General features: G+C 69.5%; 15 protein-coding genes. 6 read left to right on the top strand and 9 right to left on the bottom strand.

What is annotated here, in order from left to right; genetic code table 11:
- Positions 1 to 197 precede the first annotated feature (197 nt).
- The 5 genes from KV106_RS17045 (at position 198) to KV106_RS17025 (ending at position 6,394) form a co-directional block, all read left to right on the top strand.
- On the top strand, positions 198 to 1,019 hold the full coding sequence (locus KV106_RS17045) for an isocitrate lyase/PEP mutase family protein (protein WP_261211249.1): 822 nt from the start codon (positions 198 to 200) through the stop codon (positions 1,017 to 1,019).
- A gap of 229 nt (positions 1,020 to 1,248) precedes the next feature.
- Complete coding sequence (gene hemP, locus KV106_RS17040; RefSeq protein WP_261211258.1) at positions 1,249 to 1,410, top strand: hemin uptake protein HemP; 162 nt, start codon at positions 1,249 to 1,251, stop codon at positions 1,408 to 1,410.
- A 129-nt stretch (positions 1,411 to 1,539) separates the two neighbouring features.
- Positions 1,540 to 1,953: a transcriptional repressor gene (locus KV106_RS17035; RefSeq protein ID WP_057594672.1), complete on the top strand. Its 414-nt coding sequence runs from the start codon at positions 1,540 to 1,542 to the stop codon at positions 1,951 to 1,953.
- Positions 1,954 to 2,095: 142 nt separating this feature from the next.
- A complete protein-coding gene (locus KV106_RS17030) occupies positions 2,096 to 4,177 on the top strand; it encodes a hypothetical protein (protein WP_261211244.1) in 2,082 nt (693 codons plus the stop codon).
- Between the two features lie 93 nt (positions 4,178 to 4,270).
- Positions 4,271 to 6,394, top strand: a complete 2,124-nt coding sequence (locus KV106_RS17025) for a putative bifunctional diguanylate cyclase/phosphodiesterase (RefSeq protein ID WP_057594671.1) — start codon at positions 4,271 to 4,273, stop codon at positions 6,392 to 6,394.
- Here the strand turns inward: KV106_RS17025 and KV106_RS17020 are convergent.
- The 7 genes from KV106_RS17020 to hutU form a co-directional block, all read right to left on the bottom strand.
- Positions 6,391 to 8,937 (bottom strand): hybrid sensor histidine kinase/response regulator, encoded by a 2,547-nt coding sequence (locus KV106_RS17020; protein ID WP_261211243.1) that lies wholly within the window; start codon positions 8,935 to 8,937, stop codon positions 6,391 to 6,393. The two genes, KV106_RS17025 and KV106_RS17020, sit on opposite strands and share 4 nt — an antisense overlap.
- 135 nt (positions 8,938 to 9,072) lie before the next feature.
- Positions 9,073 to 9,993, bottom strand: coding sequence for an NADPH:quinone oxidoreductase family protein (locus KV106_RS17015; protein ID WP_261211241.1), 921 nt, complete (start codon positions 9,991 to 9,993; stop codon positions 9,073 to 9,075).
- A 47-nt stretch (positions 9,994 to 10,040) separates the two neighbouring features.
- Positions 10,041 to 11,228 (bottom strand): CaiB/BaiF CoA transferase family protein, encoded by a 1,188-nt coding sequence (locus KV106_RS17010; RefSeq protein WP_261211239.1) that lies wholly within the window; start codon positions 11,226 to 11,228, stop codon positions 10,041 to 10,043.
- A gap of 7 nt (positions 11,229 to 11,235) precedes the next feature.
- Positions 11,236 to 12,030, bottom strand: a complete 795-nt coding sequence (locus KV106_RS17005) for an ABC transporter ATP-binding protein (protein WP_261211237.1) — start codon at positions 12,028 to 12,030, stop codon at positions 11,236 to 11,238.
- Entirely contained in the window at positions 12,027 to 12,920 is an 894-nt protein-coding gene (locus tag KV106_RS17000) for an ABC transporter permease (protein WP_057594666.1), read from the bottom strand. The genes KV106_RS17005 and KV106_RS17000 overlap by 4 nt, the downstream gene beginning before the upstream one ends.
- A gap of 10 nt (positions 12,921 to 12,930) precedes the next feature.
- On the bottom strand, positions 12,931 to 13,887 hold the full coding sequence (locus KV106_RS16995) for an ABC transporter substrate-binding protein (RefSeq protein WP_057598460.1): 957 nt from the start codon (positions 13,885 to 13,887) through the stop codon (positions 12,931 to 12,933).
- Between the two features lie 17 nt (positions 13,888 to 13,904).
- On the bottom strand, positions 13,905 to 15,641 hold the full coding sequence (hutU, locus tag KV106_RS16990; protein WP_261211234.1) for a urocanate hydratase: 1,737 nt from the start codon (positions 15,639 to 15,641) through the stop codon (positions 13,905 to 13,907).
- 149 nt (positions 15,642 to 15,790) lie between these two features.
- Between hutU and KV106_RS16985 the strand changes: the two genes are divergently transcribed.
- A complete protein-coding gene (locus KV106_RS16985; protein ID WP_261211233.1) occupies positions 15,791 to 16,753 on the top strand; it encodes a LysR substrate-binding domain-containing protein in 963 nt (320 codons plus the stop codon).
- On the opposite strand, the gene KV106_RS16980 is transcribed toward KV106_RS16985, so the two are convergent.
- A complete protein-coding gene (locus KV106_RS16980; protein WP_261211231.1) occupies positions 16,731 to 18,689 on the bottom strand; it encodes a putative bifunctional diguanylate cyclase/phosphodiesterase in 1,959 nt (652 codons plus the stop codon). The genes KV106_RS16985 and KV106_RS16980 overlap by 23 nt on opposite strands.
- A gap of 181 nt (positions 18,690 to 18,870) precedes the next feature.
- Positions 18,871 to 19,356, bottom strand: coding sequence for a ribonuclease E activity regulator RraA (gene rraA, locus KV106_RS16975; RefSeq protein WP_261211229.1), 486 nt, complete (start codon positions 19,354 to 19,356; stop codon positions 18,871 to 18,873).
- Position 19,357: the final 1 nt, after the last annotated feature.

The raw sequence follows: 19,357 nt of genomic DNA, 5'->3' as shown, positions 1-19,357 counted from the left end.
TTCCTAACTGTTAATTCAGCTTTTGGTCAGTCTTGAGCTCGGGCCGTTGCGAAGAGAGAACAGTCCAGCCTCCCCGGTCGGAACGGGACACGCTCTCGCCGGCAGCACTTTCCAAGGCGCGCGACCGCAGTTTTTTCCAAGCCGCGGCGTCCCGCCGTTCCTAAGCTCTGGCCACCTTCGTTCAACCGCCATAGCCCATGCCATCCCAAAGCGACCTTTTCCACCGCCTGCATTCGGGCCCCGCGCCCCTGATCCTCGTGAACGCCTGGGACGCCGCGAGCGCCCGCGTCATCGAACGCGCCGGCGCGAGCGCCATCGCCACCACCAGCGCGGGCATCGCCTGGTCGCTCGGCTACGCGGACGGCGAACGGATGCCCGCCGATGAACTGGTCGCGGCCTGCGCGCGCATCCGCCGCGTGTCCCGCGTGCCGCTCAGCGTGGACCTCGAACGCGGCTACGGCGACAGCACGCAGGCCGTGCGCGACGTGGCGGCCGCGCTCATCGACCTGGGCGTGGCCGGCATCAACATCGAGGACGGCACACGGCCGGGCACGCGCGAGCTGGCGCCGCCCGACGTGCTGTGCGAGCGTATCGCCGCGATCCGCGCGCTCGATGCGCGCTTCTTCATCAATGCGCGCACCGACACGCACATCGTTCCCTGGGATGACCCGGCGGCGCGCTTCGAAGAAACGCTGCGCCGCGCGACGCTCTGCGCGGCGGCGGGCGCGGACGGCATCTTCGTGCCCGGCCTGTCGAGCCCCGAGGAGATCGAAGGCCTGTCCCGCGCGGTGGCCCTGCCGGTGAACGTGTACGCGGGCTATGCCGGCGCGCCCCCGGCCGAGAGCCTCGCGCGGGCTGGCGCGCGTCGCATCAGCCTCGGCTGCGGCCCGCTGCAGGCGGCGCTGGGCCTGGTGGGACAACTCGCGAGCGAGGCCTTCGCGCACGGCCGCTTCGATGCGATGGACGAACGCATGCTGTCGGTCGGCGAGCTCAACGCGCTCTTTTCACCCGCCGCATGAAAATTCAGTTTTCATTAATGCGAATCACTCTCATTCAGTGCTATAGTCGAGCCAAGTCACCAACCAGCTTCATTCCAAAGCAACCACCGCCACCATGCAAGCTCTCCTCTCTCAAGGAAGCCAACCGTCCCCGTCGGGACTGCCGAGCCAACGTCCGACCCTGCGCGTGCGCCGCGCGGCCGCGCCGCAGCCCGTCGACGTGACGGCCGAGGCCTTCGTGCACGCGCCGGTGCTCGCGGACGAAGTCGCCCGTGAAGCCGCCGCGCAGGCGACGGCCAGCCTCGACAGCGCCGCGCTGCTGCGCGGGCAGAAGGTGGTCGAGATCTCGCACAACGGATTCGTGTACAGGCTGCAGGCCACCAAGCTGGGCAAGCTCATCCTGACCAAGTAGTTTCAGTTTCATCGTGGGGCGACTCCGAGACTCAACGGTCTCCAAGGGTCGTTTTTTGCTAGCCATCGGTTCACCGGCCAGCCATGCATTTTTTTCCCACGCCGACGAACATCGACCGGACGCACGCGCATGGACGAGCACGCCGCCGCTCCCGACCTGAAGCAGACCGGGCTCAAGGCCACCCTGCCCCGCCTGAAGGTGCTGGACCTGTTCCGCACCAGCAAGCAGCGGCACATGGCGGCGGAAGACGTCTACCGCCAGCTGGTGGCCGAGCAGACCGACCTCGGCCTGGCCACCGTCTACCGCGTGCTGGCCCAGTTCGAGCAGACGGGGCTGCTCAAGAAGAGCCAGCTTGGCAACAACAAGGCCGTCTACGAACTCAACGACCGTGAGCGCCACCACGGCCACCTGGTGTGCACCAAGACCGGCGACGTGCTCGAGTTCTTCGACCCCGAGATCGAGAACCGCCTGAAGGTCATCGCGGCGGAGCTGGGCTACGAGCTCTCCGACTACGTGGTCACGGCCTTCGGCGCGCGGCGCTAGCGACCCTCGCGAAGCAGGCGAACGCCTGAGCTTCGCCGTTCGGCATACCTCCTCCGTCGGCTCCCGAACGGGAGTGTCGGGATCGACGCCGGCTCCCCAGAATCCGTTCCCTCGCTTCGAGCCCGAACGAACGGACATTTCCATGCAACGAACGAACAACCCGCGGCGCCATTGGCAGGCCGCCTTCCTGGGCTTCGCCCTGCTGCTGGGCGCCTGCGGCGGTGGGGGCGGCGGTGGCGCGATCGGCATGCCGCCGATCGCCAGCGGCAACCCCGACGGGCAGCCGCAGCAGCCCCCACCCGTGCAGGAGGTCGACAGCGCGATCCGGCTCTCGGCCATGGACCGGCTCGACCTGCAGTTCGGCCAGATCGCCGGCAATCGCGCCACGCCGACGCCCGAACAATGGGCGCAGTTGCGCGACTGGGTGCTGACCCAGCCCGAGTTCGCCGATGCCGGCGTGGACGACGCCAGCCTGTGGGCCCGCTTCAAGGACGGCCGCTATTTCCTCTACACCGACAACTGGCGCGTGCCCCAGGGGCTGGAGGAGCCGCCGCCCGAGGAGGGAGAGGAGGAGGGCCTGCGCCTCGCGCCCTTCGCCGCCGGCGTCGCCACGGCGGCGGCACCCGGCGCCGCGCGGGCCGCGCTGTTCACCCATTCGGGCGCGCCCGACGGCGACAACGAGTTCCGCCACGGCGCGCCGCTGCTGCGTTCGATGAAGCAGGCGCTGACCGAGCGCGGCTACAGCGTCGCGCGCCAGACCCTGACCATCGACAACCTCAAGCAGATGGGTGAGGTCGGCTTCTTCTACATGAACACGCACACCGCCAAATATGGCCCGGGGGATCGCAAGGAATTCGCCGCCATGCTCGACGACAACGCCACCGTCGCCAACGACTTCGTCTACCGCGAGGACCTCGACGCGGGCAATCTGATCTATCACCGCATCCGCACCCTGCCGCAGACCGGGAACTGGGGCAATCCGCCCAAGCTCGCGTTCACGTCGAAGTTCATCCAGCGCCATCTGCGCTTCTCGCCCGACGCGCTCGCCATCATGCTGTCGTGCAACAGCGGCACGCCCGATGCGAAACCCTTGCGCGACGCGCTCAAGGGCCGCGGCGCCGGCACCGTCGTCGGGTGGGAAGGCAACGCCAACCCCAATGCCTATCCCTCGATCGCGCTGCTCGTCGACCGCATGGCCGGCGTCAACAAGATCGAGCCCCTGGCCAAGCCGAACCGTTCCTTCGTCTTCCAGGACGTCTGGACCTACCTGCAGAAGCGCAAGCTCGACGTCACCGAGGGCATCGTGGACGACGACGGCAAGCGCCAGCCCGACGCGAAGATCGTCCTCGATGGCGGTGGCTTCCTGCGACTCGCGCCGGTCATCACCCACCTCGAGATGAGGGCCGACAACAAGCTCGTGGTGCATGGCGACTTCGGCAAGCAGGCGGGCGAGCTCAGCGTGGGCGGCACGCCCGTCCAGGTGACCTGGGGCGAGAACAAGCTCGAGGCCACGCTCGGCAACGCCACCCACGGCGAGGTGAGCGCGACCGTCAACGGCCTCAAGAGCAATATCCGGCAGCTGGGCTCGTGGCAGGGCCGCGTGAGCTACGAGAGCAAGCGCGTCGACGGAAGCTGCGCCGGCGCGACCTTCCTCGCCCACGTCGACATCGACCTGCACCTGCGCGCCGACATGCAGGCGCGGCGCACCGAGGTCGACGGCGCGCTGAAGAACAACAACGCGGTCATCGTGCCCGCCAACGACACCCGTGGCCAATGGTCGGCCAGCGGCCGCTGCGTGCAGGGCGACCGCGTGGCCTATGCGCACTCAGGCTCGGGCCCCCTCGCGCTGCTTCCCTTCGTCGACCACGAGGTGCTCACCGCCTTCTCCGACGCCACCTATGCGCGCCTCGATGCCGTCGAGCAGCGCTTCCACATCGGCACCACCGTCGGCAAGTCGAAGATGAACTTGCACAACGGCGACGTCACGACCCTGTCGCTGCTGCAGATCTGGTTCCAACTCTCCGACTACTTCTACAACGGTCAGCCGAACTGGCCTCGGACCGAACGCTTCGCCTATGCGTCCTACCTGCCGGTCGACGCCCGGCTGAATGCGGCCCAGGGCAAGACGGAGCGGGCGGATCCGGAGGGCGAGGGCATGAGCCTGAAGTTCCAGTGGAACGCGATGCAGGCGTCGCCGGCGCTCGATGCGGCGGTGGGACACTGACCGGCCGGAGCGGTGACATCCAACTCGGGCCCACCGCAGGGCCACTCGCCCCCGCGACAGGACTCTGTTACAGGCTCGCGAGATACTCGGGCGGTGAACCCGCCGTCTCTCTTTCTCCCTTCCCACCACGACCCGCTGATCGTCGCGGCCTCGCTGCTGATCGCCACCCTGGCCTCTTTCGTCGCCCTCGACCTGTCGCGGCGCATGCGCGGGAGCGCCGGGGATTTCCGGCCGCTGTGGTGGAGCGTGGGCTCGGTGGTGCTGGGCACGGGCATCTGGTCGATGCATTTCGTGGGCATGCTGGGCTTCACGCTGCCGATCGAGCTGGGCTTCTCGGGCTGGTACACCTTCCTGTCGTGGGTCGCGGCGGTCGCGGCCTCCGGGGTGGCGCTATGGGTCGCGAGCCGGCCCAACTACAGCCTCGGGCGGCTGGGCGTGGCCTCGCTGGTCATGGGCGGCGGCATCTGCGGCATGCACTACATCGGCATGGCGGCACTGCAGATGGCGCCCGGCATCCTGTGGCAGCCGGTGATCGTGGCGCTGTCCGCGCTGGTGGGCGTCGGAGCCTCCGCCGCGGCCTTGCTCATCATGCGCAACCTGGGCCGCGTGAGCACCGCCCGGCGCCCCGCCGTGCAACTGCTGGCGGCGCTGGTGATGGGCATCGCGATCTGCGGCATGCACTACACCGGCATGGCCGCGGCCAACTTCGCGCCCGATTCGGTCTGCCTGAGCGCCAACGAACTGCACGGCGCGGGGCTCACGGTGATCGTGGTGCTGGCTTCGTGCGTGCTGCTGCTGGGCACGCTGCTCGGCTCGATCCTCGAGGGGCGCATGCAGGTGGTCACGCAGCGCCTGGCCAACTCGCTCGAGAACGCCAACGCCGAACTCACGCAGGCCAACCGCGAACTGCAGCGCTACGCCTTCACCGACGCGCTCACCGGCTTGCCCAACCGCGTGCTGTTCGAGGACCGGCTGCAGCACGCGCTGGCGCGCATGGCGCGCGTCAACCAGCCGCTGGTGAAGGAACGCGTGGCGATCCTGTTCGTCGACCTCGACGGCTTCAAGCCGATCAACGACTCCTTCGGCCATGCGGCCGGCGACGAGATCCTGCGCGCCGCGGCCAGGCGGCTCGGGGAGGTCGCGGGCGACGGCGACACGGTGGCGCGCATCGGCGGCGACGAGTTCCTGCTGCTGCTCGAGGGCGTGAGCGACGCGGCGGAGGCCGCGCAGGTAGCCAACCGCGCGCTGCGCCGGCTGGCCGAGCCCTTCTCGCTGCAGGACAAGCCGCTGCAGATCGCCTGCTCGATCGGCATCGTGGTCTACCCGGGCCAGGGCGAGCCCGACAAGCTCGTGGCCAATGCCGATGCCGCGATGTACATCGCCAAGCGCGCCGGCGGCGCGAACTACGTGATGTTCGAATCGCACATGGGCTCCGACGTGGCGGCGCAGCTGCGGCTGCAGAGCGACCTGCGCCGGGCCGTCGACCTGAACCAGTTCGAGCTGCACTACCAGCCGAAGATGGACGGGCGCGACGGCTCGCTCAGCGGCGTGGAGGCGCTGGTGCGCTGGAACCACCCCGAGCTCGGCCTGATCGGGCCCGCGCAGTTCATCGGCCTGGCCGAGCGCTTCGGCATGATCGTGCGCCTGGGCGACTGGATCCTCGACGAAGCCTGCCGGCAGATCGCGCTGTGGCGCGCGCAGGGCCTGTCGATGCCGGTGGCGGTGAACCTGTCGGTGATGCAGCTGCGCGAGGTCGATTTCGTCGAGCGCGTCGAGCGCGCGCTGACCCGGCATGCGGTGCCGGCCTCGCTGCTGCTGTGCGAGATCACCGAGTCGGTGGCGATGGAGGACATCCGCGCCACGCACCGCACCTTCGAGGGCCTCGCGGCCGTGGGCGTGTTCCTGTCGATCGACGATTTCGGCACCGGCTACTCGAGCCTGAGCCAGTTGCGCCGGTTGCCGGCGCGCCAGGTCAAGATCGACCGCAGCTTCGTGCAGGACCTCGAATCCAAGGAGGACTCGCGCGCCGTGGTCGACGCCGTGATCCGGCTCGCGCATGCGCTGGGCCTGAGCGTGGTGGCCGAGGGGGTCGAGAACGAGATCCAGCGCGACATCCTGCTGACGATGGGCTGCGACGAACTGCAGGGCTTCCTGTACTCGCGCGCGCTGCCGGCCTCGCAGCTGTTCGACTGGCTCGCGGTGCGCGCCGCAGCCTAGGACGCGTCCAGCACCTCGCGCACCCGCACCGCCAGTTCCTCGATCGTGAAGGGCTTGCCGATCAGGTGCACGCCCGCGTCGAGCACGCCGTTGTGCACCACCGCGTTGCGCGTGTAGCCGGTGGTGAACAGCACCTTGAGTCCGGGCCGCCGCCGCAGCGCCTCGTCGGCCAGCTTGCGGCCGTTGGTCTCGGGCATCACCACGTCGGTGAACAGCAGCTGGATCTCGGGATGGGCGTCGATCAGCTTCAGCGCCGCCGCGGCGCCGTCGGCCTGCAGCACGCGGTAGCCGAGCTCGGTGAGCGCGGCCACCGTCAGCTGGCGCACCGCGGGCTCGTCCTCCACCACGAGGATCAGCTCCTCGGTGCCGCCCAGCGGTGCATCGGGGGCGGCCTCGGCCTTCTCGTCCTCGGCGGGCGCGCCGAGCAGGCGCGGCAGGTAGACCTTCACGGCCGTGCCCTCGCCGACCTCCGAATAGATCTTCACGTGGCCGCCCGACTGCTTGACGAAGCCATAGACCTGGCTCAGGCCCAGCCCCGTGCCGCGGCCCACCTCCTTGGTGGTGAAGAAGGGATCGAAGGCCTTGGCGACCACCTCGGCGGGCATGCCCGAGCCGGTGTCGCTGACGGCGATCATCACGTACTGCCCGGCCGAGAGGCCGAGGTGCTCGACCGCATAGCGCTCGTCGAGGTGGGTGTTGGCGGTCTCGATGGTGAGCCGCCCGCCGTCGGGCATGGCGTCGCGCCCGTTGACCGCGAGGTTGAGGATCACGTTCTCGAGCTGGTTGGGGTCGGCATGCGTGCGCCACAGGCCGCCGGCCAGCACGGTCTCGAGCTGGATCGCGCCGCTGAGCGAGCGGCGCAGCAGGTCCGACATGCCCGCCACCAGCCGGTTGGCATCGAGCGACTCGGGGCGCAGCGGCTGCTGGCGCGAAAAGGCGAGCAGCCGCTGCGTCAGCAGCGCGGCACGCTTCGCGCCGTCGCGCGCGGCCTCGACGTAGCGCCGGGCGCGAACGTCGTCGGCCGCGAGCTGGCGCCCCAGCAGGTCGAGCGAGCCGATCACCACCGCGAGCATGTTGTTGAAGTCGTGCGCGATGCCGCCGGTGAGCTGGCCCACCGCCTCCATCTTCTGCGCCTGGCGCAGCGCCTCCTCGGTCTTCAGCCGCTGCGCGACCTCCTCGGCCACGCGGTGCTCGAGCGAGTCGTTGAGCTCGAGCAGCGCGCGCTCGGCGCGGTGGCGCTGGGTCACGTCCTGGAACAGCACCGCGACCTGGCGGCGCTCGGGCGGCTCGACGCGGAAGGCGGCCAGCTCGAGGAAGCGGCCGGTGCGCACCAGCTCGCGCTCGAAGCGCACCGGCTCGCCCGTGAGCAGCACGCGGCGGTAGATGTCGACCCAGCCGTCGGCCTCGTCGGGCACCATCTCGCGCACCCGCTGTCCCACCACGTCGGCAATGCCGGCATTGGCCAGGTAGGCCGGGTTGGCCGTGACGTGGATGTAGTCGCTCATCGGCCCGTGCGGGCCGTCGAGGAATTCGATGACGCAGAAGCCCTCGTCGATGGTCTCGAACAGGGTGCGGAACTGCCGGTGGCTCTCGCGCAGCGCGAGCTCGGCCGCCTTGCGCTCGGTCAGGTCGAGCATGGCACCGATCATGCGCAGCGGCCGGCCCTGCGCGTCGCGCAGCACCGTGCCGCGGTCGAACACCGCGGCATGGCTGCCGTCCTTGCGCAGGAAGCGGTATTCCTGCGTCCAGGCCGTGCCGCCGCCGTCGATCACCGCATGGATGCCGGTCTCGACGCGCTCGCGGTCCTCGGGATGGATGTGGTCCAGCCACCAGTCGGCGCTGGTCTCTTCCTCCGTGTGGCCGAACAGCGTGGTCAGCGCCTGGTTCCAGACCACGTGGCCGTCGGACAGGCGCCAGTCCCAGACCGCGTCGTTGGTGGCCAGCACCGCGAGCCGGTAGCGCTCCTCGGTCTCCATGCGCTGCGCCTGGCGCCGCGTCGCCTCGTCCTCCTCCACGGCCAGCCGGCGCTGGGTCAGCACCTTGTCGGTGGTTTCCCAGACCGTGCACAGAAGGCCATGCACGGCGCCTCGTTCGTCGCGCAGCGGCGCATAGGAGAAGGTGAACCAGGTCTGTTCCTCGCGACCCTCGCGGTTCACCACGAGCGGCAGGTCTTCGCGATAGACCGGGCTGCCGGACAAGGCGGTCTGGACCAGCGACCCGACGTCGGGCCAGATCTCCGCCCAGACCTCGGCCAGCGGCGCCCCCATGGCCCGGGGATGCTTGCCCCCGAGAATCCGGGCGTAGGACTCGTTGTAGACCATGCCGAGCCGCGGGCCCCACGCCAGCCACATCGGCACCGCGGAGTCCTGCATCAGCGACACCGCGTGGCGCAGTGCGCCCGCCCAGCCCTGGGGCGGCCCGAGCGCCGAGCGGGTCCAGTCGTGCTCGCGCAGGAACGCGGCGGCGGGCGTGCCGTCCGGCCGGAAATGCCCGCCATGCTGCAGTGCGGTGCCGGGCCCGCCATGTGTCTCGCTGTTCTTCATGAGTGCGTCCGCGTGCTGGGCGCATCCCTCGATACGCCTGTCCAGGGCGGTATCGTAGGGGCGCCGCGGGACGGGACGCGTCGGCGGGCAGGCCGTTTTGGCGCGGACTTCGCGCCACCGGCAACGGGGACGGGGTCAGGCGCTTGCGTCGGGCAGAAGCACCAGCTTGCCGAAGGTGCGCCGCTCCTGCAGGTCGCTCAAGGCACGCGGCAACTCGCTGAAGCCGTAGCGGCCGCCCACGTCGGCATGCAGCTGCCCCTGCCTGAAACCCGCCAGCACGTCGTCCAGCGCCTGCCCGATCAACGGCAGGTCGCGCTCATGGCTCCAGTAGATGCCCAGCGCCGAGGCGCTCTTGAGCAGGAGCCGGTTGGCGCGGATCTCGGGAATGCGCCCGCTCGAGAAACCCACGAGGCACAGGCGCGCGCCGTGGGCCAGGCACTTGACGCTGCGGTCCGTGATATCGCCCCCCACGGGATCGATGACCACATCCACGCCCTTGCCGCCGGTGGCCTGCATCACCTGCTCGACCCAGTCGTCCTCGCGGTAGTCGATGCAGACCGAAGCCCCGCGCTCCCTGCAGCGCGCGAGCTTGTCCTGGCCACCCGCGGTGGCGATGACGCGCGCACCGGCCCGAACCGCGAGCTGGGTGGCCGCCAGCCCGACCCCGCCGGCGGCCGCGTGCACCAGCACCGTCTCGCCGGCCTGCAACCGGGCGCGCGCGAACAGGGCGATCCACGCGGTCGGCCAGACCACCGGCAGCGCGGCGGCCTCGGCCAGCGGGACCTCCTCGGGCACGCGCACCAGCCACGAGGCCTCGGCCACCGCGAACTGCGCGAAGCCGCCCCACAGGACCTTGGTGGCGACCCGGTCGCCGGGGCCGAAGGCGCCACCGCCCGAGACGCTCTCGACGATGCCGCTGATCTCCTGGCCCGGGGTGAAGGGCAGCGGCGGCCGGATCTGGTAGGCGCCGCGCGCCATCAGCACGTCCGAGAAGTTGAGCCCGGCCGCCGCCACCCGTACCAGTACCTGGCCCGGCTTGGGATGCGGCAGCGGCATCTCCATGAGCTCCGGAGGCTGGGTGGTGTCCCTGACGATCCACGCCTTCATACGGCCCCCCGCGCGCGCAGTTGCGCAAGATCCGCCGGTGCGATGCCGATGCCCTGCAACACCTCGTCGGTGTGCGCGCCCAACAAGGGGTCGGCCTGGACCTTCGCCGGGTCCCCCGAGGAGAACACGGCCGGCTGCAGCACGAACGGCCAGGGGCGCTCTGCATCCTGTGCCTGGGCGACGCGCCCTCGATCCTGCCGCGCGGCTTGCGCATGGGCCTGCTGCAGATCCCAGACCGGGCCCGCGGGCACGTCGGCCTCCAGGCAGGCCTGGACCACCTCGTCCACGGTCCGCTCGCGCGACCATGCCGTGATCGCCGCCTTCAGCGCCGGCTCGTTGCGCGCGCGCTGCGGGTTGTCGACGAAGCGCGGATCCTCGACCCACTCGGGCTTGCCGATCAACGGCGCGAAGCGGCGGAAGAAGCCGTCGTTGCTGACCACGATCACCACCCAGCCGTCGCTGGCCTCGAAGCAGTCCACCGGCGAGGTCACGGGATGGCGGTTGCCCACGCGCTGCGGCGCCGTGCCGCTGGCGAACAGGCGGCTCGCGCTCGTGAGCTGCAGGGCCAGCATCGCATCGAACATCGACAGATCGATCTGGCGTCCCTGCCCGTCCCGCTCGCGGGCGAACAGCGCCGTCATCAGCGACCAGGCACCGAACAGGCCCGTCACGAGGTCCGCCACCGAGTCGCCCACGCAGGTGGGTTCCTGCCCGGGACGGCCCGTGGTGCTCATGAGCCCGGACATGGCCTGGATGATCAGGTCATAGGCCGGCCGCCCCTTGAATTCGCCCTGCTGCCCGAAGCCCGAGATGCTCAGGTACACCAGCGAGGGATTGCGCGCCTTCAGCGTCTCGTAGTCCACCCCCAGCCGCTGCGCGACGCCGGGGCGGAAGTTCTCGACCACCGCATCGGCGGTGTCGATCAGCGCATACAGCATCTCGCGCGCGCGCTCGTCCTTGAGATTGAGCGTGACGCTCTTCTTGTTGCGGTTCAGCAAGGAGAAGTAGACGCTGCGGCCGTCGACGAAGGGGCCGAAGTGGCGCGAATCGTCGCCGGTCACGGGCGTCTCGATCTTGATCACCTCGGCCCCCACGTCGGCCAGCAGCGCGGTGCAGTAAGGCCCCGACATCACGCGCGACAGGTCGACGATGCGCAGGCCATTCAGAAGTTGTTGTTGGGTCATGAGAGGGTCATCCCAGAAGAAGGCTGTCGTCGCTGAGTTCCTTGCCGCTGCGCTGGGAGAACAGCGCCAGCAGGTCCGGAACATCGAGCCGCTCGCGTTCGCTGCCGGCGATGTCGAAGACGATGCGCCCCTGGTGCAGCATGATGGTCCGGTCGCCGTGATCGAGCGCCTGGCGCATGCTGTGCGTGACCATCAGCACCGTGAGCTTGAGCTCGCGCACGAGGTCGTCGGTGAGCTTCATCACGAACTCCGAGGTGCGCGGATCGAGCGCGGCCGTGTGCTCGTCGAGCAGCAGCAGCTTCGATTCGTTGAGCGACGCCATCAGCAGGCTGATCGCCTGGCGCTGCCCACCCGAGAGCAGGCCCATGCGGTCGTGCAGCCGGTTCTCCAGGCCGAGGCCGAGCCGGGCCAGCGCCGCGCGTATGCGCTCGCGCCGAGGCGCCGTCACCGCGTGACCCAGTCCGCGCCCATGGCCACGCGCCAGCGCGATGGACATGTTCTCCTCGATCGTCAGTTCCTCGCAGGTGCCCGCCAGCGGGTCCTGGAAGACGCGGGCGATGGCACCGGCGCGACGCGCGACCGGCCAGCCGGCGATGGCTTCGCCATCGATCGTGACGGCCCCGCCGGTGGGGGTCGTCTCTCCCGCCAGCACATTGAGCAAGGTCGACTTGCCGGCGCCGTTGGAACCGATCACCGTGATGAACTGCTGCTGGGGGATGTCCAGCGACAGGCCGCGCAGCACGTGGTTCTCGAGCGCGGAACCTGCGTTGAAGACGACATCGAGCTTCTCGACCCTGATCATGCTTTTCTCCCGCGCAGCGCGCCGGCCAGGCCCACGCCGGGCGCGACCAGTGCCAGTGCCACGAGCGCCGCGGTCACCATGTTCAGGTCCGAGGGCGTGAGCCCGATGCTGTCGACGTCCAGGGCCAGCGCCACCGCGATGCGGTAGAGCACGGCGCCCACCAGCGCGGACAAGGTCGCGCGCACGATGGTCGTGTTCCTGATCAGCACCCCGCCGCCGATCACGGCGGCAAAGCCGACGACCACCACGCCGCCGCCCATGTTGACGTCGGCCGAGCCCTGCGTCTGCGCGAAAAGCGCACCGCCGAGGGCGGACAGTCCGTTCGCCATGGCGAGCCCCAGCCAGGTCATGCGGCCGGTGTGGATGCCGTAGGCCGCCGCCATGCGCGGATTGGCGCCGGTCGCCCGCAGGGCCAGCCCGGTCTCGGAAGCGAGGAAGCGGTTGAGCAGCAGCACGATCGCCGTGCACAGCAGGACGAGCACGAGCGGCACCGCATAGGCACTGCCGGCGAAGTGCGTGCCCAGGCCCGTGAACACCGTGTCCGTGCCCAGCAAGGGCGTGTTGGGCCGCCCCATGATGCGCATGTTGATCGAGTACATCGCGACCGAGGCCAGGATGCCGCTGAGGATGTGCAGGATGCGCAGCCGGACATTGAGGAAGGCCGTGAGCGAGCCCGCGAGCATGCCGGCGACGAAGGCCAGCAAGGTGGCCAGGTAGGGGTTGGCGCCCGCGACGATCGATGCGGCCGCCACGGCACCGCCGAGCGGGAAGCTGCCCTCCACCGTGATGTCGGGAAACTTCAGCAGGCGAAAGGTGATGTAGGTGCCGAGCGCGACGAAGCCGAAGATCAGCCCCGTCTCGAGCGCGCCCAGCAAGGCGTAGAAATTCATCCCGCCCTCCTCAGCGATTGACGATGTTGGCCTGGCGGGCCACGTCGTCCGGGATGCTCAGGCCCGCGGCCTGCGCGGCGCGCTGGTTCACGACCGTGCGAAACACCTGCGGCGTTTCCACGTCGATATCGCCGGGCTTCGCGCCCTTGAGGATCCTGACCACCTGGCGGGCCGCCTCTTCGCCGACGGCGTTGTAGTCGAAGCCGATCGAGGCCACCGCGCCGCGCTCCACGGTGCGAGTCTCGGCCGTGAACACGGGAATCTTCTGCTCCTGGCCGATGCGCACCGCCGATTCGAGCGCCGCGTACACGGTCGGATCGTTGGGAATCCAGACCACGTCCGTCTTGCCCACGAGCGAACGCATGGCCGAACCGACCTCGTTGGAGGTGGGCGCATTCGCCTCGACCAGCGTCATGCCATGGGCCTTGAGCAGCGGCTTGAGCACCTCGATCTGGTAGCGCGAGCCATCGAGCCCGGTGTTGTAGATCACCCCCAGGCGCCTGGCCTGCGGCATGAAGGCCTTGATCAGGCGCAGCTGCCGCTCGATCGGCGCGAGGTCGGAGATGCCGGTGGCGTTGCCGCCCGGACGCTTCAGCGAAGGGACCACCTTGGCGCCGAGCGGATCGGTCACCACGGTGAAGACCACGGGCACCGTCCTCGTGGCCGACAAGGCGGCCTGCGCCATCGGCGTGGTGATGGTGACGATCACGTCGGGCGCCTCGCCGACGAACTTGCGCACGATCTGCGTGGCGATGCCCGCGTTGCCCTGCGCCGACAGGTAGTCGAGCCTGAGGTTCTGGCCCTCGACATAGCCCGCGCCGCGCAGCGCGTCCACCAGCCCCGTCTTGACCTGGATCAGTTGGGGAATGTCGACCATGTTCGCGATCGCCACGTGCTTGTTCTGCGCCGAGGCCATCGACGCGCCGACGACGAGCCCGAGGGCCAGGAAGTACCTTGTCCATTTCATGACGTGCTCCTTCAGAGTCAGGCTGCCAGCGAAGGCAGGTCCAGTTGGCGCTCGCGCGCGGTGCGCGCGGCGATCTCGTAGCCCGCGTCGGCATGACGCATCACGCCGGTGGCGGGATCGTTCCAGAGCAGCCGCGCGATGCGCTCGTCGGTGCCTTGCGTGCCGTCGGCCACCAGCGCCATGCCCGCGTGGATCGAATAGCCCATGCCCACGCCGCCGCCGTGATGGATGCTGACCCAGTCGGCACCGCAGGCCGTGTTGAGCAGCGCATTCAGGAGCGGCCAGTCGGCCACGGCGTCGGAACCGTCGAGCATGCCTTCGGTCTCGCGGTTCGGGCTGGCCACCGAGCCCGAATCCATGTGGTCGCGGCTGATGGCGATCGGCCCGCTGAGCTCGCCGTTGCGCACCATCTCGTTGATCGCGAGCCCGGCGAGATGCCGCTCGCCCAGGCCCAGCCAGCAGATGCGCGCGGGCAGGCCCTGGAACCTGACGCACTCGCGCGCCATCGTGAGCCAGCGGCCCAGCGCCTGGTCTTGCGGGAACAAGGCGCGCAGGCGCTCGTCCGTCTTGTAGATGTCCTGCGGATCGCCCGAGAGCGCGACCCAGCGGAAAGGCCCCTTGCCCTCGCAGAACAGCGGCCGGACATAGGCCACCACGAACGACGGAAAGTCGAAGGCTTGCGTCACGCCCTCGTCGAGCGCGACCTGGCGGATGTTGTTGCCGTAGTCGAACACCACGGCGCCGCGCGCCTTGAAGTCCAGCATCGCGCGCACATGCAGCGCGATCGATGCGCGCGCCGCCTGCTCGACCGCGCGGGGGTCGCTCGTGCGCGCAGCCTCCCAGCGCGCCACGTCCCAGCCGGCGGGCAGGTAGCCGTGCAGCAGGTCGTGCGCGGCTGTCTGGTCGGTCACCACGTCGGGACACAGGCCGCGCCGAACGATCTCGGGCAGGACCTCGGCGGCATTGCCGCACAGCGCGATCGACAGCCCGCGGCGCTGCGCACGTGCCTCGTCGACGAGTTCGAGCGCATGCGCGAGATCGCGCGCCTGCACGTCGAGGTAGCCGGTGCGCAGACGCATGTCGATGCGGCTCTGCTGGCACTCCACCACGAGGATCGCGGCCCCCGTCATCCGCCCCGCCAGGGGCTGCGAGCCGCCCATGCCGCCGAGCCCCGCGGTGAGCATCCATCGGCCCTCCATCGAGCCGCCGAAATGCCGGCGCCCGACCTCCGAATAGGTCTCGTAGGTGCCCTGCACGGTGCCCTGGCTGCCGATGTAGAACCAGGAGCCGGCCGTCATCTGGCCGAACATCATGAGGCCCTTGCGCTCGAGCTCGTTGAAGTGGTCCTGCGTGGCCCATTTGGGCACGAGGTTGGAATTGGCGATCAACACGCGCGGCGCCATCGCATGGGTACGGAACACGCCCACGGGCTTGCCGGATTGCACCAGCAGGGTGTGGTCGTCGTCCAGCCGCTCGAGCGTTTCGACGATGCGATCGAAGGCCTCCCAATTTCGCGCCGCGCGCCCCACGCCGCCATAGACGATCAATTGCGCGGGATTCTCCGCAACGTCCGGATCGAGGTTGTTCATCAGCATGCGCAACGGCCCTTCCGTGCGCCAGCTGCGGGCTCGAAGTTCGGTCCCGCGGGCTGCGCGAACGACCCGGGGCAACGATGTCTCGTGAGGCAATTTCTTCTCCTGTGCGGTCCATGCCAAGGCGGCCGATTCAGCGTTGCCACCAATTCCATTGCTCATGGATCCGGAGAAAGATGGCGTGCCTGAAACGATGGGAATTACGCCTGTTCTCCCTAGAATGCGGCGTGTCCGCGACGATTATGAAAATTGCGTTGCACGGCCGAAAGCGATTTTTCCTCCTTGGTTGATGACCAACGCTCATGCATTGAATGCGAACCCACACGCCCTCCCTTTCGTGCCTGCTCGCGTTCGAGGCCAGTGCCCGGCACCACAGCTTCACCCGCGCGGCCGACGAGTTGTGCGTGACGCAGGGCGCGATCAGCAAGCTCATCAAGGCCCTGGAGGACGAACTCGGCACGCTGCTGTTTGTGCGTGAAGGCAAGCGATTGACGCTCACGCCGGCGGCCGATGCGTACCTGCGGCGCATCCAGCCGCTGCTGCACAAGCTCGAGGCCGCGTCGGTCGAGCTCAAGGCCGGGGGCCGCAGCAGCGGCCGTTTCAACCTCGCGGTGCTGCCCAGCATCGCGGCCCGGTGGCTGATGCCGCGCTATTCCGATTTCTCGGCGCGCCATCCCGACGTCATCCTGAACCTCACCACCCACCTGTCGCCGTTCAACTTCCACATCGAGGACATCGATGCGGCCATTCATTTCGGCGCCAAGGCCTCATGGAGCGGCGCCGAGATGGAGTTCCTGCTGCAGGACGCGGTGGTGCCGATCTGCAGCCCGGATTTCCTGCGCCGCTACGGCCCGTTCGACGAGCCGCGCCGGCTGCTGGACTACACGCTCGTGCACCTGGCCTCGCGCATGGACTCGTGGAATTTCTGGCTCGGCAGCCTGGGCGTGGAGATGGGGCACACGCCGCCGGGCCCGGTGTTCGAGCACTACCTGATGATCGTGCAGGTGGTCACAGCCAGCCTGGGCATCGGGCTCGCGCCCTATTTCCTCGTGGCCGACGACATCGAGCAAGGCCGGCTGGCCGTGCCCTATCGACATATGGCCAGCGAGGACCTGGCCTATTACCTGGTCTATCCGGCGGAGAAGAAGGACTATCCGCCGCTGCGCGCTTTCAGGGGCTGGCTGGCGCAGGAGTTGGTGGCGACGCAGGGGTCGATCGACAGCTTCCGTGCAAGCTGCCCGCATCCATCGTTCAGGACCTCGATGCCATCGTGACGGGAAGAGAATCCTGGCGCCGCTGCGCCCACGCCACCACCTGCCCCAACGGCGCCGGCCGCATGAAATAGAAACCCTGCAGCAGCGGACAGCCCAGCCGCACGAGCGTCTCGAACTCCTCCTGGCTCTCGACGCCCTCGGCCACCACCTCGATGTCCATCGAGCGTCCGAGCCGCACCACCGCTTCCACCATCAGGCAACTGGCCGGCGAGGAATCGAGGCCGAACACGAAGCTGCGGTCGATCTTTACCTGGTGCACGTGCTCGCCGCGCAGCGAGGCCAGCGAGGAGTAGCCGACACCGAAATCGTCGATCGCGACCGCGACGCCGGACTCGGCCAGCGCGCGCAGCCGGGCGCGCGCGGTCGAGGTGTCGAGCGCGACCTCCTCGGTGATCTCGATCTGCAGGCGTTGCGGCGGCAGGCCGTGGGCCGCGAGCACCTGCGCGGTAATGACATCGACCGGCAACTGCGACATCTCGCGCGGCGACACGTTCATGGCCACCGGCAGTTCGGCGAAGGCGCCGCCGATGCCACCAAGTTGCACCAGGCCATGGCAGACCTCCTCGAGGATGTGGCGCAGCAGGCGTTCGGCCAGCCCGGTGCTCGCGGCCGCGAAGATCACCTCGCCGGGCGCGACCCAGCCGTGCTTCGGATGCCGCCAGCGCAGCACGGCCTCGAGGCTGTGCAGGCGCCGCCCGCGGTCGGCGAGGATCGGCTGGTACCAGGCGCAGATGGCGCGCGTCGCCATCGCCTCGACCATGTCGCGCTCGATGTCGCGCCGACGCAGCAGACGGCCGTGCAGCACCTCGTCGAAGCGGTGGCAGCGGTTGCGCCCGCGCCGCTTGGCCTCGTAGAGCGCCTCGTCGGAGAAGGCCAGCATCTCCTCGGCCGAGCGTTCGAGGCTGGTGCAGATGCCCACGCTCACGCCGAGCTGCCCGCCGTAGTGCGAGGTGGCATGGCCGATCGAGTCGATAAGCCCTTGCGCCACGTGCTCGGGCGCATCGGCCGCGCCACGCGGGCGATAGAAGACCGCGAACTCGTCGCCGCCCCAGCGGCCGACCACGGCGTCATGCTGCGAGAGCCGCTGCTGCAGCCATTGGCCGACGTCCTGCAGCACGCGGTCGCCGGTCTTGTGGCCGAAGGCATCGTTGATGGCCTTGAAGCCGTCGAGGTCCAGCATCAGCGCGGCATGCGGCGCCACGCCCGCCTGCGCGGCCTCGAAGCGCGCGGCCGCCTTCGCGAAGCCCTCGCGGTTGAGCAGGCCGGTCAGCGAGTCGTGGTTGGCGCGAAAGTCCAGCTCGCGCGTCGCGCGCGTGGACTCGGCATGGGTGCGCTGCAGCTCGGCCGCCATGAACAGCGCCTCGTTCTTCAGCCGGCTGCTGGCGCGGAACGCGCGCTCGCCGCGCCGCGAGGCGTAGACCAGCGTGCACAGGTAGACGAAGACCATCGCCGCCAGCGCATCGTGATGAAAGCCGCCGGCATGGAGCAGCCACGCGGTGACCGCGGCCAGCGCGGGTGTCACGAAGACGATCGGCACCGGGGCATAGGCCGCGCTGAAGATCACGGAGCCGGCGCAGACGCCGCAGACGATGGTCAGGAAGAACAGCGTCTCCGAGGGGTTCCCGCTGTCGCAGAACAGCGGCAGCAGTGCCCACACGCAGCCCGACAGCAGGGACGACAAGGTGATCCGGCGGAAGCGCAGAGCGAGTTCGCGCTCGTCCATGCGGGCCACGGCCCGTTCGACCGCGCGCAGCGAGCGGCAGACGTAGGCGCGGTAGGCATTCGACAGCACGACCAGCATCAGCCATGCAGCCGGCCCGGCCCAGTGGGCCGAGGCATAGAGCGCGACCCCGGCGGTCACGCAGCCCACGGCCATGCCCGAGGGCACCACGGCGCGCACGCTGCGCTGCACCGACAGGAGCTGGTCGCCCCTCACCCGCCTCGAGAGTTCGTCGGGCGACGGGCCGCTCGAGTGGTCTTGACCTGATGGAAGATCGACCATGGTGGGCAACGGGTAGCGGGAGCTCTCACCCCCTCTAACCATTGCGCACCCAATGCACCTCGGCGCGATTCGTCCATCTGCCCTTCGGGGCGTCGGCCTGCGCCGACAGAAGGCATCAGGCCGCGGACACGACCACGCCGTCCGCATCGAGCCACAGCCGATCGCCGGGCCGGAGCTCGATGCCGCCGAAGGCCAGCACCACGTCGCGCTCGCCCTTCCCGGCCAGGCTCGCGCGCCGGGGCGTGGTCCCGATAGCGAGCACGGCCAGCGGCAGCGCGGCCAGCAGTTCGACATCGCGCACGGCGCCATGGATCACGACACCGGCCCAGCCGTTGGCGAGGCCGATGCGCGCGAGCCGGTCGCCGAGCAGCGCCATGCGGCAGGTGCCGCCGCCATCGACGACCAGGATGCGCCCCTCGCCCGCGGTCGCGAGCAGGTCTCTGACCAGGCCGGCATCCTCGTGGACACGCAGGCAGGCGATGAGGCCCGAGGCGCGGCGTGTCGATCCGAAGGAGCGCAAGCCGACTTCACAGACCCTGGCATCGGAACCGAGCCGGTCGGCGACATCGGCGGTGGCCTCGTGTGTGTCGTTGCCGTGCATG

The sequence above is a fragment of the Variovorax endophyticus genome, from assembly GCF_025376855.1.
Taxonomy (GTDB): domain Bacteria; phylum Pseudomonadota; class Gammaproteobacteria; order Burkholderiales; family Burkholderiaceae_C; genus Variovorax.
This window is presented reverse-complemented; position numbering and strand designations above follow the sequence as displayed.

Coding starts and splice junctions, on each gene's coding strand:
- KV106_RS17010 (WP_261211239.1), bottom strand. CDS start 11,228: ATGACCCAACAACAACTTCTGAATGGCCTGCGCATCGTCGACCTGTCG.
- KV106_RS17020 (WP_261211243.1), bottom strand. CDS start 8,937: ATGAAGAACAGCGAGACACATGGCGGGCCCGGCACCGCACTGCAGCAT.
- KV106_RS17035 (WP_057594672.1), top strand. CDS start 1,540: ATGGACGAGCACGCCGCCGCTCCCGACCTGAAGCAGACCGGGCTCAAG.
- KV106_RS16985 (WP_261211233.1), top strand. CDS start 15,791: ATGCGAACCCACACGCCCTCCCTTTCGTGCCTGCTCGCGTTCGAGGCC.
- hutU (WP_261211234.1), bottom strand. CDS start 15,641: ATGAGCAATGGAATTGGTGGCAACGCTGAATCGGCCGCCTTGGCATGG.
- KV106_RS17015 (WP_261211241.1), bottom strand. CDS start 9,993: ATGCCGCTGCCGCATCCCAAGCCGGGCCAGGTACTGGTACGGGTGGCG.
- KV106_RS17030 (WP_261211244.1), top strand. CDS start 2,096: ATGCAACGAACGAACAACCCGCGGCGCCATTGGCAGGCCGCCTTCCTG.
- KV106_RS16995 (WP_057598460.1), bottom strand. CDS start 13,887: ATGAAATGGACAAGGTACTTCCTGGCCCTCGGGCTCGTCGTCGGCGCG.
- KV106_RS17045 (WP_261211249.1), top strand. CDS start 198: ATGCCATCCCAAAGCGACCTTTTCCACCGCCTGCATTCGGGCCCCGCG.
- KV106_RS17005 (WP_261211237.1), bottom strand. CDS start 12,030: ATGATCAGGGTCGAGAAGCTCGATGTCGTCTTCAACGCAGGTTCCGCG.
- KV106_RS17000 (WP_057594666.1), bottom strand. CDS start 12,920: ATGAATTTCTACGCCTTGCTGGGCGCGCTCGAGACGGGGCTGATCTTC.
- rraA (WP_261211229.1), bottom strand. CDS start 19,356: ATGCACGGCAACGACACACACGAGGCCACCGCCGATGTCGCCGACCGG.